At 62.9% G+C, this 14,996-nt stretch carries 10 protein-coding genes and 1 pseudogene; 1 reads left to right on the forward strand and 10 read right to left on the reverse strand.

Annotated features, from left to right (window positions below; all coding sequences use genetic code 11):
* Window positions 1-310: 310 nt before the first annotated feature.
* The 6 genes from ACQCSY_RS06115 to speB all read right to left on the reverse strand — a co-directional run bounded on the left by ACQCSY_RS06115 (window position 311) and on the right by speB (window position 7,626).
* Window positions 311-883 carry a recombinase family protein gene (locus ACQCSY_RS06115; RefSeq protein ID WP_427134045.1) on the reverse strand — a complete coding sequence of 191 codons (573 nt, stop codon included), beginning with the start codon at window positions 881-883 and terminating at the stop codon, window positions 311-313.
* A gap of 373 nt (window positions 884-1,256) precedes the next feature.
* Window positions 1,257-1,949, reverse strand: coding sequence for an SDR family NAD(P)-dependent oxidoreductase (locus ACQCSY_RS06120; protein WP_427134047.1), 693 nt, complete (start codon window positions 1,947-1,949; stop codon window positions 1,257-1,259).
* 184 nt (window positions 1,950-2,133) lie between these two features.
* On the reverse strand, window positions 2,134-3,429 hold the full coding sequence (locus ACQCSY_RS06125; protein ID WP_427134049.1) for a D-arabinono-1,4-lactone oxidase: 1,296 nt from the start codon (window positions 3,427-3,429) through the stop codon (window positions 2,134-2,136).
* A 28-nt stretch (window positions 3,430-3,457) separates the two neighbouring features.
* A complete protein-coding gene (locus ACQCSY_RS06130) occupies window positions 3,458-4,960 on the reverse strand; it encodes an aminobutyraldehyde dehydrogenase (protein WP_427134050.1) in 1,503 nt (500 codons plus the stop codon).
* Window positions 4,961-4,971: 11 nt separating this feature from the next.
* Window positions 4,972-6,429 (reverse strand): purine-cytosine permease family protein, encoded by a 1,458-nt coding sequence (locus ACQCSY_RS06135; protein ID WP_427134052.1) that lies wholly within the window; start codon window positions 6,427-6,429, stop codon window positions 4,972-4,974.
* Window positions 6,430-6,609: 180 nt separating this feature from the next.
* The gene (gene speB / locus ACQCSY_RS06140) at window positions 6,610-7,626 is read right to left on the reverse strand and encodes an agmatinase (RefSeq protein ID WP_427134054.1); all 1,017 of its coding nucleotides are present in this window, start codon (window positions 7,624-7,626) and stop codon (window positions 6,610-6,612) included.
* Between the two features lie 313 nt (window positions 7,627-7,939).
* Here speB and ACQCSY_RS06145 point away from each other — a divergent pair, with 313 nt between their 5' ends.
* Complete coding sequence (locus tag ACQCSY_RS06145) at window positions 7,940-9,472, forward strand: PucR family transcriptional regulator (RefSeq protein ID WP_427134056.1); 1,533 nt, start codon at window positions 7,940-7,942, stop codon at window positions 9,470-9,472.
* Window positions 9,473-9,836: 364 nt separating this feature from the next.
* Here the strand turns inward: ACQCSY_RS06145 and ACQCSY_RS06150 are convergent.
* From ACQCSY_RS06150 to ACQCSY_RS06165, 4 genes and pseudogenes are all read right to left on the reverse strand, one after another.
* Window positions 9,837-9,980: pseudogene (locus tag ACQCSY_RS06150) on the reverse strand (RidA family protein); the annotation flags it as partial.
* A 102-nt stretch (window positions 9,981-10,082) separates the two neighbouring features.
* Window positions 10,083-11,180: a D-TA family PLP-dependent enzyme gene (locus ACQCSY_RS06155; protein WP_427134058.1), complete on the reverse strand. Its 1,098-nt coding sequence runs from the start codon at window positions 11,178-11,180 to the stop codon at window positions 10,083-10,085.
* Between the two features lie 363 nt (window positions 11,181-11,543).
* Window positions 11,544-11,897, reverse strand: coding sequence for a histone-like nucleoid-structuring protein Lsr2 (locus ACQCSY_RS06160; protein WP_427134060.1), 354 nt, complete (start codon window positions 11,895-11,897; stop codon window positions 11,544-11,546).
* A gap of 786 nt (window positions 11,898-12,683) precedes the next feature.
* Window positions 12,684-14,723 (reverse strand): DEAD/DEAH box helicase, encoded by a 2,040-nt coding sequence (locus ACQCSY_RS06165; RefSeq protein ID WP_427134062.1) that lies wholly within the window; start codon window positions 14,721-14,723, stop codon window positions 12,684-12,686.
* Between the last annotated feature and the right edge of the window lie 273 nt (window positions 14,724-14,996).

Genomic DNA, 14,996 nt, shown 5'->3' on the forward strand with positions numbered 1-14,996 from the left:
CAAGACTTGCCCCTGACTTTGCGTCCGGCGGCTCCGTAAATGGTTCCCCTTCAGGGGCGGCGGCCGCCGGCCAGTCTGCGGGCTCTCTGCCGAGGAGCAAAGTTCACGAGCTCGTAGTGTCCGACTGTGAATCGCGGAGGTATTTGGCGTTGTTCTGCCAGCGCTATGTGGCGCGTCCAGCTCAGTGCTCAGTGCTTTTCCATGGCGGTGGCCACCGCCATCGCGGGTGTCCGGCAAGAGTGCCCCACAGAAACGTGCATCGCGGGCCAGCCGCCCATTCCAGCAGTCCCTGGCGTCGCCTTCGGTCCATTCAGACCGGTTCGCTGCTTGCCATGCTCAGGTAGCGATACACGGTGGCGCGGCTAGCCCCGATGATCTTCCCAATGTCGGTCGGCGTGAGCCTCTGTGCCTTCAGGTCGCGGGCTCGCTTGACCTTCGCATGGCCAGCGGTGACTTCCCGCCGTCCGGCCTTCCGCCCGTGTTCGGCAGCCGCGGCCATGCCGGCCTTGGTCCGCTCGGCCAGCTGGTCACGCTCGAGCTGGGCGAACGCGGACATGACGGTGAGCATGGCCCGGCCCATCGACCCTGCTGTGCTGATGCCTTCCGTGACACTGCGGAAGTGCACGCCCCGGTGTTCCAGGTCATCGATGAGAGCCAGCAGATTGCGGGTGTTGCGCCCCAGCCGGTCCAGCTTCCAGACCACTACCTCATCACCGTCCCGCAGGTGATCAAGCATCTTCTCCAGCTCGGGCCGACTGGCCCGCGTTCCACTCACACCGTGGTCGGTGAAGATCCGGTTGCAGCCCGCGGCACTCAACGCCGCATGCTGCAGGTCCGCGTTCTGGTCCACGGTGCTGACCCTGGCATATCCGATACTCCCCACGCCGACTCCCCCTAGGCTCATCAAAGGCTGAGCTCCCTTTTGTTGAGAATAGCCCATGTGCGACACATTGGTGAGACAAGGCAGGTTCCCGGAGTGGCCGCGAAAGCCGGGCTCTGAGCAACCTCCGACGAACCGGCCCTCCGGTCCCAGCAAGGGATCCTTTACCAAGACAAGACGGCCGGCCCGTCGGTCGGTGGCTGGATCCCAGCAATTGTCATTTTCAGCGGTCCAGGGGCGCTGCCGCGCCGTGGGGGCCGAAATACGGGGCGGCCGGCTTACCGGCTGTAGCTTGACGGCGGGGGCCGGCTGCATGATGTTAACGTCTGCTGCGGTGAACACCCTGACTTCTTGGTGCCATAGTTGAGCCCGTTTTTCAGCGTGGTGTGGAGGGCTTCCACGGGAACCGTGGATTGTTGCTTCGAGGCAGGGCGAATCGGCCCATTGGTACCGAAGCTTCGTCTCTGGCGCGTTCTTCTTCGTTCGCGAACTCGGCCACAAGCATAGGAGTATCTGTCGTGCCCGGCGATAGCGCATTGACCCGGACGCCGGCAGGTGCAAGTTCGGCGGCCAAGGACCGCATCATGGACAGAACGCCGCCCTTGGTCGCAGTGTATGCGGTGTGGCCCGCCTGGCCGACGAGTGATAGCTCGATGGCAGTGCAGACGAGCGATCCACCGCCGTTGGATGAGAGTGTTCGCGCCGCTGCCCGGGCGAAGTGGAAAGTGCCGGACAAGTTCACCCGGATCAGTTTCTGCCACAGCTCGTCGGACGTTTCGGCGATGGGCGCAACACTGGAGATTCCTGCGGCGTTGAAAGCTCCACTCAGGGGCCCGAGTTCTGCTTCCGCCTGGGCGAAGGCGCTATCGACCATCACGGACTTAGATACGTCGGCTTCGAGGAAGGTCGGAGCGCCCGACAGTTGGCTTTTTGCGTCATCGAGCAACCGGTCCGGGAGCCCGACCGCTGCAACCGTTGCCCCTTGCGCCAGAAGGGCTCGAGTGGTCGCGAGACCGATGCCGGAGCTGGCTCCCGTGACAAGGTAGGCCTTGTCCTGAAAATGGGTCATGTCTTCTCCTCCCGCATCGAATTGGTAGTTTGAGGTGGACTACTTCGGGTGCTGCAAGGTGTGCTTGGCTGCGTGGTACGCGGGGCCCGCGCCTCGTGCGGCCCAGGGCAGCTGGGGCCAGAAGTCGGAGGGCGGAAAGTATGCCCCCGAGCCCGGCCCGGGGGCATACGCCGTGATTGCTGCTTTAGCCTAAGAGGGCACGAGTGTGGTCGTTGAGGAATATTCCGCGGGGGTCGAATTCGCGGCGGACCTGGATGAAGGTGTCGAGCTCCGGGTAGAGACGCTCCAGGCGGTTCCTCGTCATGAAATGGATCTTGCCCCAGTGTGCACGTGGCTCGAATTCCTGCAGCACCGCATCTGCATCCCGGAAGAAGGGCCAGTAGTCGGTTCCAGGTTCGGTGGTCAGGGTAATGACGGTGGTGTCGCGCCCTTGGAACTGGGACATGTACCCTTCGTCGGCTTTCACCCAGCGGACCTCAACGGGGTACTTCTGGTCGGAATGCTTGGTACGGATCAGGTCTTGGACAGCCTCGACGGCCTCCAGGCCGTGCTCGCTGGGAACGAAGTACTCGAGTTCATGGAACGGTGTGGTGAATCCGCCCGGGTAGATGCGGTATGACCGGTCCAGCCGGGCACCCTCTGTGCCGGAAATTTCACGCTCGTCCTGGACCTGGGCGATGTTGTACCGCTTGGTGTAGCTGCGGTTTGCCATCCTCTGGCCGGGCGCTCCGGGCAGATCCAGGAGTTCGCAGGAACCGTCGTCCGGGCACCAGAGGAACGAGTAGTGCCTGTTCGCGTCGATGTCGGTCTGCCAGGTTGCCGCGGTCCCTGACCAGGTGGGATACGTGATCTCCTCCCGCAGGTAATAGCGGTCCTCGACGGCCAGTTCAACCTCCAGGAAAATTCCGAGCGTCCCCAAAGCGACCTGGGCGGCCTTGAGTTCGCGGAGCTGCCCCTCCCCGATTTCGACGATTTCGCCGTAGCCGTTGATCAGCTTGACCCAGCGAAGGCTTGACGAAAAGCTGCCCAGGTTCTTTCCGGAGCCGTGGGTGCTGGTTGAGAGCGCTCCGGCGATCTGCTGCTTGTCGATGTCGCCTTGGTTGGCCAGTGCCAGCCCCTGCTCCCACAACGGATCGCCGAAGGCGCTGATGGTGGTGCCGGCCAACGCCCTTGCGCGACACCGCGCAGGGTCGGTTCCCGTGATGGCCGAGAGTGCGGACATGTCCATCAGGACACCGCCCGTCTGAACAAGCGGGGAGGACGAATGCCCTGAGCCGACTGCGCGTACCGGCAGGCCTTCGCGGATGGCGAACCGGACGGCGTCGAGCGCTTCCTGTTCAGTCCGCGGCCGGACGGTGAAAGCTGGCGTGGCGCTCTGGTTTCCGCCCCAGTTGGTCCACGTTACGTCTGTCCCGAAGGGAGCGGACGGGGTTGCGCCGCGTGCCGACGGTGCGGTGTGGGGATGATTCGTGGTGGTCATTGCTGAGCTCCGATGCTGGTCTTGACGCTCATGCGCTGTGGTTGATCATGACGTGCTTGGTCCGGGAGTAATCGTCCAAGGCATAGAGCGAGAGGTCGCGGCCGTAGCCGGATCCCTTGAATCCGCCCCACGGAACCTCGCAAGCCAACACCAGGTGTGAATTGACCCAGACGGTGCCGAAGTCGAGTTGCTTGGGAACCCTGAGCGAGAGGCTTGAGTCCCGGGTCCATACCGAGGCGGAAAGGCCGTAGGGGCTCTCGTTTGCCCGGGTGACGGCCTCTTCAGTGGAACTGAAGGTCTCGACGGTGACCACGGGACCAAAGATTTCGTGGGTGGCAATGTGTGCCCCGGCCGGTACGTTGCTGATCACTGTGGGTTCGATGAAGTAGCCGGGGCCTTCCATGGCCGAGCCACCGATGGCCACTTTCAGGCCCGCAGCCTTGGCCTCGGCAAGCGATTCCTTCACGCGTTCGAAGTGCGGGCTCGAAATCATGGGACCGATTTCCACGTCGTCCCCTGCGCTTGGAGCGCCGACGACGAGCGTGCTGACTTCGCGGACCAGGTGTTCGGTAAACTCCTCAGCCACGGACTCGTGGACGAGAACCCGGCAGGCAGCGCCACAATCCTGGCCGGCATTCCAGAAGCCGGCGTTTCGCACGCCGGCCGCGGCTGCGCGGAGGTCGGCGTCGGGGAAGACAACAACAGGGGCCTTGCCGCCGAGTTCCAGGTGAACGCGCTTGACGGATCTGCCCGCGGTTTCCGCCACGGCCTGTCCGCTGACGACGCTCCCTGTCAATGCAATGAGGGCGACATCAGGGTGTTCGGCGAGACGTTGCCCAACGGTTCGGCCTTGTCCCGTCACGACGTTGAGGATGCCATCGGGGATGCGTCCGGCTACCAGTTCTGCGAGCTTCAGCGTTGACAGCGGAGTCTGTTCCGAGGGCTTGAGGACGATGCTGTTTCCGGCGGCCAGGATGGGTGCGATCTTCCATGCGGCCATCAGCAGCGGGTAGTTCCACGGGGTGATGACGCCGACGACGCCGACGGGTTCCCTGAGGATGACCGAGGTGTGTCCAGTGGCGTAGTCGCCACCGGCCATGGACGTCAGTGTGCGGGAAGCTCCGGCCATGAATCGGAACGTGTCGATGGTGCTGGAGACGTCGTCTTCCGCGACGGTTCGCGGTTTACCGGTGTTGGCGGATTCGATGACTTCGAAGGCGGCCCGGTTGGCCTCGATGATGTTGGCGATCAGGGAGAGTACTTCGGACCGCTCCTTAGGCGTGGTGGCGCCCCAGGTCTTCTGGGCTGCCATGGCGGCTTTAACAGCAACATCTACATCTGCGGCGGTGCCGGCCTGTACGGACGCGATGACCTGCTCAGTGGTGGGGTCAACGACGTCGATGAGCTGGGCGGAGGAACCGGGAACGAACGATCCTCCAATGAAGTGTCCGGTAGGTGGCAGGACGCTGACGGGGGTGCTATCCGCAGGGGAGCGCCGGACGGTGAACTGTTCGGTGTCAGTAAGTGTCATGATGTTCGCTTTCAGATGAGGTCAGTCGCGAGGACAGGGGTTTGAAAGGGGGCGTCATCCGGCTTCTTCCGGAACACGCGTGCCGCGAAGTAGTACAGCGGAGCAACAACCAGCAGCCCGACGATCCAGGAGAGGTCCACTCCGCCCATTGCGGCGGCCAGCGGGCCCGTGTAGATCGCGGTTGCCGAGAAGGGAACCTGGATCAGGGCGCCGGCCACGTAGCAACCGATCGCTATCCAGTTGAAGCGTCCGTACACGCCTCCGTCGCGCTTGAAGAAGTCTTCAACCCGGTAGTCGCCGTGCCGGAGAAGGTAGTAGTCGACCAGGTTGATGGCCGTCCAGGGGACCAGGACGTACATCAGGAAGGAGAGGAAGTTCGTGTAGAAGAGAATGAAATTGTCGCGGGCGAACAGCGCGATCAGGAGGGCGACGGTGAAGAGGAGAACCGCCGCAATGCTCCGGGTCTTGGCGTGGGGCAACCAGGTCGGCCTGAACGTCTGCCCAATGGTGAGGGTGCACAGAACCCCGCAGTAGAGGTTCATGGCGTTCGACGCTGCAACGCCAAGGCAGAAGATTCCGATGACTGCCATGGTCCATGGCTGGAGCAGGGCTCCCAGGCTCCCGACTATTTCGACGTTGCTGCCATCGTTGGTCAGTGTCAGGGCGAGCGTGCCCACCAAGGCACCCAAGATCATCGGGAAGAGCGTTCCCAGCACGCAGCCTGAGTAGGACGCCCAGAACGCCGGGGTCGAGCCGGTGCCCTGGGGCATGTAGCGGGAGTAGTCCGAGACGTAGGGAGCGTAGGCGAGTTGCCAGAGGGCGGAGACGGAGATGGTGGCCATGAAGCCCACCCAGTTGAAGTTTCCCTGGTCCAGGAAGCTGGCCGGCAGTCCTTGGACGAACAGGATCCAGACGAAGGCCAGAACCAACGCCAGACCCGCCACGATGCTCAAGACTCGTGCATAGGCGTGGATGAGGCGGTAGCCGAAGATGGTGGCAATGACGCTCACGACGCCAATGACGATGATGCCTGCGTCAACACTGATGCCCGGGTTGACTGCGGCCATTGCTTCCCCGCCGAAGACGAGGTTTGCCGCAAAAAACCCGACGTACATGATCACCACGATGACAACGATCAGCAGCGCCCCGTACGACCCGAATTGGCCGCGGGTCTGAATCATCTGCGCCACGCCCAGCTGCGGGCCTTGGGCCGAATGCAGGGCCATGAATATGCCACCGACCACGTTCCCAATGATGATTCCGACGATGGCGGGCACAAAGCTGAGCCCGAACACAGTGGTCGCGAGTCCCCCGGTCACGATGGTCATGATCATGATGTTGGAACCGAACCAGATGGTGAAAAGGTCCCGCGCTTTGCCGTGGCGTTCGTCGGCGGGGATGGGTTGAATGGTCTTGTCCTCGAGCCGGGGCACCTCGGCCGCGGCGACGGGAGTGGGTTGAGCGCTCATGATGCGTTCCGGGAGTTCATGGGAACCTCTTTGTTCTGTCCCGGCGCTTCGTCGAGCACGGGATCTGATGGACCAATCATTCGTGACTTTCGTCGCAGAGGAAATCCGGCGATTGAATGGTCGCCGTAAACCTGTTCATACATATGTATAACTCAGGCGCGATTGCACAGCAGTTATGGCTCAAACGGTGGCCGATTGCAGTTCCTGGGCGAGGTTGGCGGTGGCCTTTCTGCGGTTCACCATCAGGGCGAGGAGGTCGAAGACGAGAGTCGCCGCGGCAACGGTGGTGATGTCTGCATGGTCGTAGGCCGGAGCGACCTCGACGACGTCGGCGCCCACGATGTTGATGCCGTTGAGTCCGCGGAGCAGGGCCAGCAGTTCGCGGGAGTGCAGGCCGCCCATTTCGGGCGTACCGGTGCCCGGAGCGTAGGACGGGTCCAGGACATCGATATCGATGGAGACATAGACGGGGCTGTCGCCCAGACGGTCCTTGACCCTCTGGATTGCGGCCGGGACGCCGATGACGTCCAGATCCGAGCACCGGATGATCTGGAACCCGAACTCGTGGTCGCGCAGGAAGTCGTCACGGTCATAGACCGGCCCGCGGATACCCACGTGCATGGACTTGTCCTCAACCAGCAGGCCCTCTTCGAAGGCCCGGCGGAAGATGGTTCCGTGGGTGATCGGCTGATCGAAGTAGCTGTCCCAGGTATCCAAGTGCGCGTCGAAGTGGAGCAGGGCAACAGGGCCGTGGACCTTGTTCAGTGCCCGCAGCATCGGCAGGGCGATGGTGTGGTCGCCACCGATGGAGATGAGGCGCTTGCCTTCACCATCGCCATCCGCAGGGCCTTGGAGCAGCGGAAGTGCCTGCTCTTCGATTTCGCGGACTGCCCGGGTGATGTCGTAGGGGGTGCAGACGATATCGCCGGCATCCACCACCTGGGCTTCGTACACGGGCTCAACGTCCAATTCGGGGTGGTAGCCGGGACGCAGCAGGCGGGAGGCTTCACGGACGGCGGCAGGACCGAAACGGGCGCCCGGGCGGTAGGAGGTTCCGCCGTCGAACGGGACACCCACAATGGCAATGTCGTAGTCCGGGACCCGGTCGATCTGGGGAAGCCGGGCGAAAGTGCCCAGGCCCGCGAAGCGGGGGACTTTTGTTGCATCGACGGGGCCGATTGGCTTGTGCGTGGTCATGAGAAGGATCCTTCAGTTGTTTTGCTGTTAGCCGGCGATGCCGGCGTCGTTTCTGTGGTGAGTTCAGAGAGGGACAAGGTCAGCTTCTCGTGGGACTTGGTCAGCGGGGCGCCATCAATGAGATAGCTCGTTGTGCTCATCGCAAACTCTCGTGAAGCTCATCATTGAGCGGGGAAGTTTCAGTGACCTAATTCTTCGTGAGCGGCGTCACGGCGTAAATCCACAGATTGACTACAAATAACGGGAGAGCTTATACATGTGTATAAGCGGCTTGGGGGGCGGCGTCCGGACTCATGAACAGGAAGTGCTCCGCATGGCGATCACCGTGGCCGAATTGCTGGCCGAACCGCAGCTCGGGCTGACTCTTTTGGCGGGTGCGGACGGCACGGCCAACCGGATCACGTGGGCCCATACCTCCGATTTGCCGAGGCTGTGGGAATGGGTCACTGGTGGCGAGCTGATGATGACCAACGGCCTGTCCATTCCTGCCGACGCCCAGGGCCAGGTGGAGCTCGCCGAGGCGCTCGTCAAGGCGGGTGCCAGCGCGCTGGCCATCGGCGAGAAGATGCACGCCCCCGCGCTTCTGCCGGCGTTTCTGGCGGCCTGCGACCGGCTGCCGCTGCCTGTGATCAATGTCCCTTATCCGCTGCCATTCATTGCGATTGCCCGCTCTGTCGCTGAGGCGTCGCTGCTCGAGGAGTCCCGCCGGTTACGCCAGACGGCCCGGATCTACGATTTGCTTCGCACTGCGGGCACGTCGGAAGACCATTGGCAGAGCCTCCTTCAGGGACTTGCAAGCGAGCTTGACTCCCAACTCTTCGTCATGGACCGGCGGTGCCTCCATCCGTGGTATCCAGGGGGCCAACTGTTGCCCGAATCCCTTGACAAGGACCTGGTACAGCTGACCGGCCAGACGCCCACCATGAGCAGAAAGTTCCAATGGCATTACCTGCGGGACAGGCATGTCCTGTTGATGGACGTTCCGACACACCCCAACGCCCTGTTGGTCGTACTGCCGAACTCCGTACCCCACCCGGACTCCGTTGTCCTGCTGCATACGGCCACGGTCCTGGGACTGGAACTGTCCCGCACCGTTCTGTCATTGGAAAACCAGCGGCGGCTGGGGGCAGAGTTCCTCCTGCAGGCGATCGACGGACGCCTCGGAATCGCGGACATCGAAAGCCGCCTCGCCGATTTTGAGGTTCCATTCCGTGAATTTCTTCTTGTTTCTATTTCGGCTGACGACGGCGAAAGGCTGGCAAATATCCATGTCGAACTGTGGCGTCACGGCTCTCCCACCGCGTGCTTCCGCCGTTTCAACACCCTTCATCTGGCTGTCTCTGCCGACCTGACCGATGATCTGTTGATGCACTGCGTAGGGTCGGATGTCAGAATCGGGATCAGCACACCGTCAAATGCCGCCGGAATCCAGCGTGCACTGCAGGAATCACTGTGGGCCCTCGGGACAGCAGCCAGCACCGGCGAAGGACTGGTCCGTTATGCCGACGGCCCCTCGTGGATGGGGCTCACCAGCTTCGAGGAAGGCAACGCGCTCGTCCAGAGGCTCCTGGGCCCGATTTTCGAGTACGAACAGGGACAGCACGGGGACCTAATCGTCACCCTGAAGACCTTCCTAGACACCCAGCGGTCGTGGCAGAAGACCGCCGCGGCCCTCTTCGCCCACCGGCAGACGATCATCTACAGGATGCGGAAGATCAGCGAGCTGACCGGCCTGGACATGACCGAAACATCCACGTTGGCTCAGCTGTGGTTCGCCCTGCAAATCCACGAGGCAATGCAAACGCAAGCCCCTTCGCCGGCCGGACACGGACGGTCGTCGGGCTAGGCTGCGGGAAGAGCGGCTACTCAGCCCATGTCTCCAGCCGAAGTCGGATCTGCCGCTGCCGGGCGGCACGTTTGTTGCGCAGCGCTGCGACTGTTAGCCGAGAATGGCGGTTTTCTGGCATCTTGGTTTGGCGGTTTAGGATCGCTGGCGGTGGTTGCGGCTGTTGACCGGCGCAGCACAGCTCATGGGGCGCCGCCCTTCTGCAGAACGACGTACGTGTACTGGAAATCGTGGCCGATAGCTGAGTGCTCCGCGGGTGCGGGGCCGGCCCTTCTCATCAGAATCTTCCGCTTGGACACAATGACTTCCGTAGGCTTGTTCCTGTTGCCGGCTGGGCCCAGTTGTCGACTCGCGTTCGAGACGACTATGCAAACCTGGCGGTGATTTCCACTTCTACGGATGTACCCAGGGGAAGTGCTGCAACGCCGACAGCCGAGCGGGCATGGGTGCCGATGGAGTCTTCGAAGATTTCCGAGAGAAGTTCTGATGCGCCGTTGATGACTGCGGGGGCCGCCACTTCTGGGAGGCGCAGCCCAAGGTGGTGGAGGCGGGTCTCGGCTTTGGATGTGGTGATTGGGGCCTGTGTCATGGAATGCCTTTCTTGTTGCTGTTATCTGTTTCTTCCGCGTGCGGCTACGCGCCAGCGGTCCACGATTTCGCCGCCGCTGATCACAGTGACTTCATCGACGAGGTTGATTGCCACGCACACGTGATTGGGGACCACACGCAGTCGATCCCCGAGTGCTGGCAGCGTGGCCTCAGCAGGCCATACGACGGTGGCGTGGTGTTCTGACAGTCCGGTGATTCGCGCTTCCGGGTGGTCAAGCAGTCGCCCAAAACCTGTCGTCCAGCTGGGCCGGTCCCCACCAAGGATCTTGCTGCCTGAGTCCAGGATGACCCTTCGCGGTATGACGTCGTTGCCCTCATGACGGCTGACGACTGTTGCCGCGATGGTCAAAGCGATGTCTTCGGCCGTGCATCGTTCCAATTCCAGTTGCTGGGCATCTCCGAATACGTACACGCCGGGACGGATTTCTGTGGCTACTGACTGGCCGGTGAGGGCGGCGGTAGGTGTGGACCCTCCGCTGCGATGGGCGAGGTGGAATCCTGCTGCACTGAGCAGGTCGGAAGCCTGGCTGAGGGCCAGCCGTTCATCGTCCGCAGCCTTTAGGGGCATGCCGGGGGCGTAACTGTGTCCTGGGAATGTGAAGACGCCCGTCACGCGCAGACCTGCCCGTGACACGGCACGGGCCACGTCGACAGTGGCGTCCGGTGCTATTCCGCTGCGGTGATGACCGCTATCGATCTCCAGCAGAACTTCAACCTCACCGACTGCATCGCCTAGGGATGCGGCCATGGTTTCGGCTGCTTCCCGGGAGTCCACACCCACGGCGATCCGGGTTGTCTCCGCAAGCCGGCGCAGCCGTTCAGCCTGCCGAGGACCGACCCAGAGGGGATAAGCGATGAAGATGTCTTTGGCTCCGTGCTCTGCAAAGATTTCGGCCTCTCCCAGGGTTGCCACAGTCAAACCGACGGCTCCGGCAGCCAGTTGCAGTTCAGCTATTTCGGGCACTTTGTGTGTCTTGACGTGAGGCCGAAGTTGCAGGCCTTTGGCCCGTACGGCACTAGCCATACGATCGATATTCCGCTTGAGCACGTCCCGGTCGATCATGATCTCCGGTGTGTCGATTTCCTCTGGGATGGTCATTTCCGGCGTTCTCATATCTGTAGGTGGCATTGCATCGAATCTGACATTTTGCCTGAAAGCGGTCCATTCCTAGACATCCCCGATCAGGACAGGCATGTCTTAACTCGAAGAGGGTCCGTCTAGAAGATGTGCAGTGGTGGGCCGGCCGTGACGGGGCCCCGACTGCGGCGATGCTCTCCGCAGTCAGCGGTTTGACTTGAAAAATTCCTCAGAATATGATTTCGATTCGCGCCCCGATGCATCCCGCAATAGCATCGGGGCGCTCTTGTTCCTGCTCACAGATAGGCCCCTCTGGGAAGGGCCAGCTCAGCGGATACCTAAGCCCGGCTCGGCATGGGATCTGAGGCTGGCCCGGGTATCTTGCTAGGCGTGGGCGGCGGCGTAAGCCTGTTGAATGTCCTGGCGGATTCGTCCCCGAGTGCTGGGGTTGTATCCATTTCTGGTGGCCCAGTCCCGGATCCTCCGGGTCTCTTCCCGACTCATCGGAGCAGTCGTGCCGGCCCGGCTCGCGGAGGGGCCGCGGAGACGACGGCCGTTGGCGATGTATTTCGCTAGTGCTGCACGAAGCTCGGCGGCGTTATCCGCGGTGAGATCAATTTCGTAGTCGGCGCCGTCGACGGAAAATCGGACAGTTTCTTCGGCGTTTTCGCCCGAAAGATCATCGATCAGCTGGACACGGATTTTGCGGGCCAAGGGGGTCCTTTGGTTGTGGTTCATGCTGCCGCCTTCCCCAAACAACTTCAGCCATTACCCTCCACCCTATTTCACACTCCGTCTCCTTCATGAGCGGCAAGCCACAGGGCCTCAACGCATGTCAGGTTGAGTTGTGCGTATTTTTTTCCGTATGTCTCCAGGTCGAGAGACACACCGGGCGCTTTGAGTTCGAGGTGGCCGGAGAGCGCACCTTTGACGGAGTTGGCGAAGTCCGCCCTCAGGGCGCCCATGGGTCTCAACCTGACGGGAACACCGTGGAAGAAGTTCAGTAAATGCTTGTTCAGTTTGCCAGGGTCAACTCAGCCAAAGTTTTGAACTCGGCAATCAGCCCCCGGACGTAGGTAATCTGGTTGCTCGCCCAACGGTGTTCCTCAGCCATCATTCGCTCCTCAAGAGTCCAAGCGCATGCCTCAAACTCGCGAATTCGATGCAAGCCAGCTACGACAAGGATGTGGCGCGCGGGAAGGCCGACTCCTTTGAGGGCTGGACCACGACGAGTGCCTGATATTACCCCTGCCAGACGCCGACCTCGACGGATCTCGGGCTCTCCCAGCCCAAGATCCCGCGCGGCCTTGGGTTGAGTCAACAGGCAGCCGAGGCGAGGTGGTCGGCGATATGGACGCCGATCAACGCCCACCGCCGCTCCTGCCGAATAATCTTGCGCATTTCCGGACCCACTGATCAGCGGAGGCGCGCTCCGGGAGGCGTCCAGTGGAAAGGGATCGGTTCAGATTAGTCACGGTGAACGACCCTTCGGGTTTCTTCCCTTCTTTGGTTTGCTGCCGGCTCCTATCCGCTGCACAGGGTGATGAACGCGCCGAGTTCCTCCAGCTGTTCGGGCCTGGCCGGCATGTAGTTGGTCAGTTCGGCCGAACGGATGAGCACGGCCCGGTACTGGCCGCGGGATACGGACACGTTCACCCGGTTGCGCTGCAGCACGAAGTCCATGCCGCGGGGCACGTCGGCCGGGGATGAGACGGTCATGGAAACGATGACAACCGGGGCTTCGCGTCCCTGGAAGTTATCCACCGTGCCGACCCTCACCTGCTCGAGCCCGGCCGCGGCCAGGGTCGATTGGATGAGCTGGACCTGCGCGTTGTAGGGGGCGACGACGAGGAGGTCGTTCTGGCCCAGCTTGCGGTCACCGGTTCCGTCCTGCCAATCCAGGCCCAGGTGGAACCTGACCTGGCGGAGCACTTCCGCGGCTTCCTCCGGGGATTCGACCGAATTGCCGGCGTGCTCCACGGTAATGGTCTCCAGGCCCGCCGCGACACCGGGGATTTCGCGTGCATCCGCTTCCGGCGCCGAGTGCAGCCTGCCGTCGTAGGCCAGGGTGGAGACGGGTTCGCACAGGGCCTTGTGCAGGCGCCGGGACATGTTCAGGAAGTAGCCCAGTTCCGCCGGCAGCACCGCCGCCCCGCTGCTGAGCCAGCCGAGCGCGGAGGTGTCCACCGGTTGGGGGTGGGTGCCCTGGGTGACCTGGGGCAGCTGCTGCGGGTCACCGAGCAGCAGGATGCGTTGGGCCGCTCCGGCCGCGACCAGGGTGTTGGCCAGGGAGAACTGTCCGGCCTCCTCCACGACGATCAGATCCAGCTCGTGCGGCCCGAAGTTCTTCGGGTCGGCGAACTTCCAGACGGTTCCGCCGATGACCGCTCCGCCGGCAGCGGCCATCATCTCCCGGTGAAGCTTCGGGGTTTTCAGCTCGCGCCAGGGGAAAACTTTTTCCGAGCCGTTTTTCCTGGCCTTGCCGATGATCGCGGCCGGCACGCCGGCGGCAAGGACTTCCTCCAGCACTCCTTCGACGGCGGCGTGGGAATGGGCAACGACCCCGATCTTCCAGCCGTACTCCTGGGCGAGCCGGGCGATGACGCGGGATCCGTTGTAGGTCTTGCCGGTGCCCGGGGGTCCCTGCACGGCCAGGTATGAGCAGTCCAGGTCCAGCAGGGCACCGGTGATGGGTCCGATGAAGTCCTCTCCGGCCGGCGGCAGGGCGGCCAGGGTTTTCAGCCGCGGCGGCCGCCTGCGCAGGATTTCCACGCCCGGATGGGCCGGCAGCCTGGGCAGCATGGCCTCAGTGTTCCGGGCCAGGGCGAGCGGTGATCTGCTCAGGCTGTCGCTGTTGATATTGTCCTCGACCACGAGCGCCATGGGCAGTTCATGGAACGGGGCATCGTCCGGGTGCAGCACTTCCCGGATCCGGACGACGGTCCCGCTGCCGGAGCTCTGCACATCGGTGATTTCTGTCGTGCCGCGGCGGACCACCCGGGAGATGCCCTTGGGGATGAACGCCCACGCGGGGAACGGGGCCCCGTATAGTTCAGTGACCTTGGCACCGAGCACCTTCCCGGTGCCCGGCGCCAGGGTGCCGGTCAGCTGCACACGGCGCTCCAGCTTGCCCTTGGGCGTGGTGGACCAGTCCTCGTCCACGGATGCCCGGTCGACGGTGAAGACGCCCCGGGAGTCCTTCCATTCCGCGACCGGGGCTGCCAGGCGGCGGAAGTGCTCCCAGGCGCCTGCCTTCTTTTCGCGGCGGTGGAAGTCCACGCCGGCGGCGATCATGGCCACCGCCACGGCGTCCTCATCCAGGTCCCCGGCCGTCCGGGCCGCTTCGAGCCAGGCGGTGATTCCAGCCGGCACGCTGTCCGGAACGGTTATGGCATCCCGGTCATCCTCGCTGTTGGGGACGGGGCGGCCGCAGGCGGAGAACCTCTCCCCCAGTTCCAGCAGCCAGTCGCGCAGCCGCAGCGTGGACACACAGTCATCGGTGTTGTAATCTAGGATGTCCTGGCGCCTGGCGGCGGCCTCGGTTGTTGCTTGTCGAGTATGCAACCCTGATAACCCACTGGCTAAGCTTTTCGCTTGCCACTGCTAGGTGGTACGCGGCGCAGGGTAGCTCGCCTGCCGAGGTCCTCCGTACGGATGATTGTCCGGAATGTATGAACCCGACAAAGGTCGCGCCGCCCTTCCACATTGGATGCAGGTGCATATTGACTTCCGCATTCGACGACAGCTTCACGAACCTCGGCACTTAGCCCGAATTACAACAGGTTGAGAAGATGAAGGCCCCGTCAGCTTCGGCTGGCGGGGTTTCTCTGTGGCGCC

This window comes from Pseudarthrobacter sp. S9 (assembly GCF_050156545.1).
Taxonomy (GTDB): Bacteria; Actinomycetota; Actinomycetes; order Actinomycetales; family Micrococcaceae; genus Arthrobacter.

Excerpts from the sequence above, each read along its gene's own strand:
- ACQCSY_RS06120 (WP_427134047.1), bottom strand. The coding sequence starts at position 1,949 with ATGACCCATTTTCAGGACAAGGCCTACCTTGTCACGGGAGCCAGCTCC.
- ACQCSY_RS06125 (WP_427134049.1), bottom strand. The coding sequence starts at position 3,429 with ATGACCACCACGAATCATCCCCACACCGCACCGTCGGCACGCGGCGCA.
- ACQCSY_RS06130 (WP_427134050.1), bottom strand. The coding sequence starts at position 4,960 with ATGACACTTACTGACACCGAACAGTTCACCGTCCGGCGCTCCCCTGCG.
- ACQCSY_RS06135 (WP_427134052.1), bottom strand. The coding sequence starts at position 6,429 with ATGAGCGCTCAACCCACTCCCGTCGCCGCGGCCGAGGTGCCCCGGCTC.
- speB (WP_427134054.1), bottom strand. The coding sequence starts at position 7,626 with ATGACCACGCACAAGCCAATCGGCCCCGTCGATGCAACAAAAGTCCCC.
- ACQCSY_RS06145 (WP_427134056.1), top strand. The coding sequence starts at position 7,940 with ATGGCGATCACCGTGGCCGAATTGCTGGCCGAACCGCAGCTCGGGCTG.
- ACQCSY_RS06155 (WP_427134058.1), bottom strand. The coding sequence starts at position 11,180 with ATGACCATCCCAGAGGAAATCGACACACCGGAGATCATGATCGACCGG.
- ACQCSY_RS06160 (WP_427134060.1), bottom strand. The coding sequence starts at position 11,897 with ATGAACCACAACCAAAGGACCCCCTTGGCCCGCAAAATCCGTGTCCAG.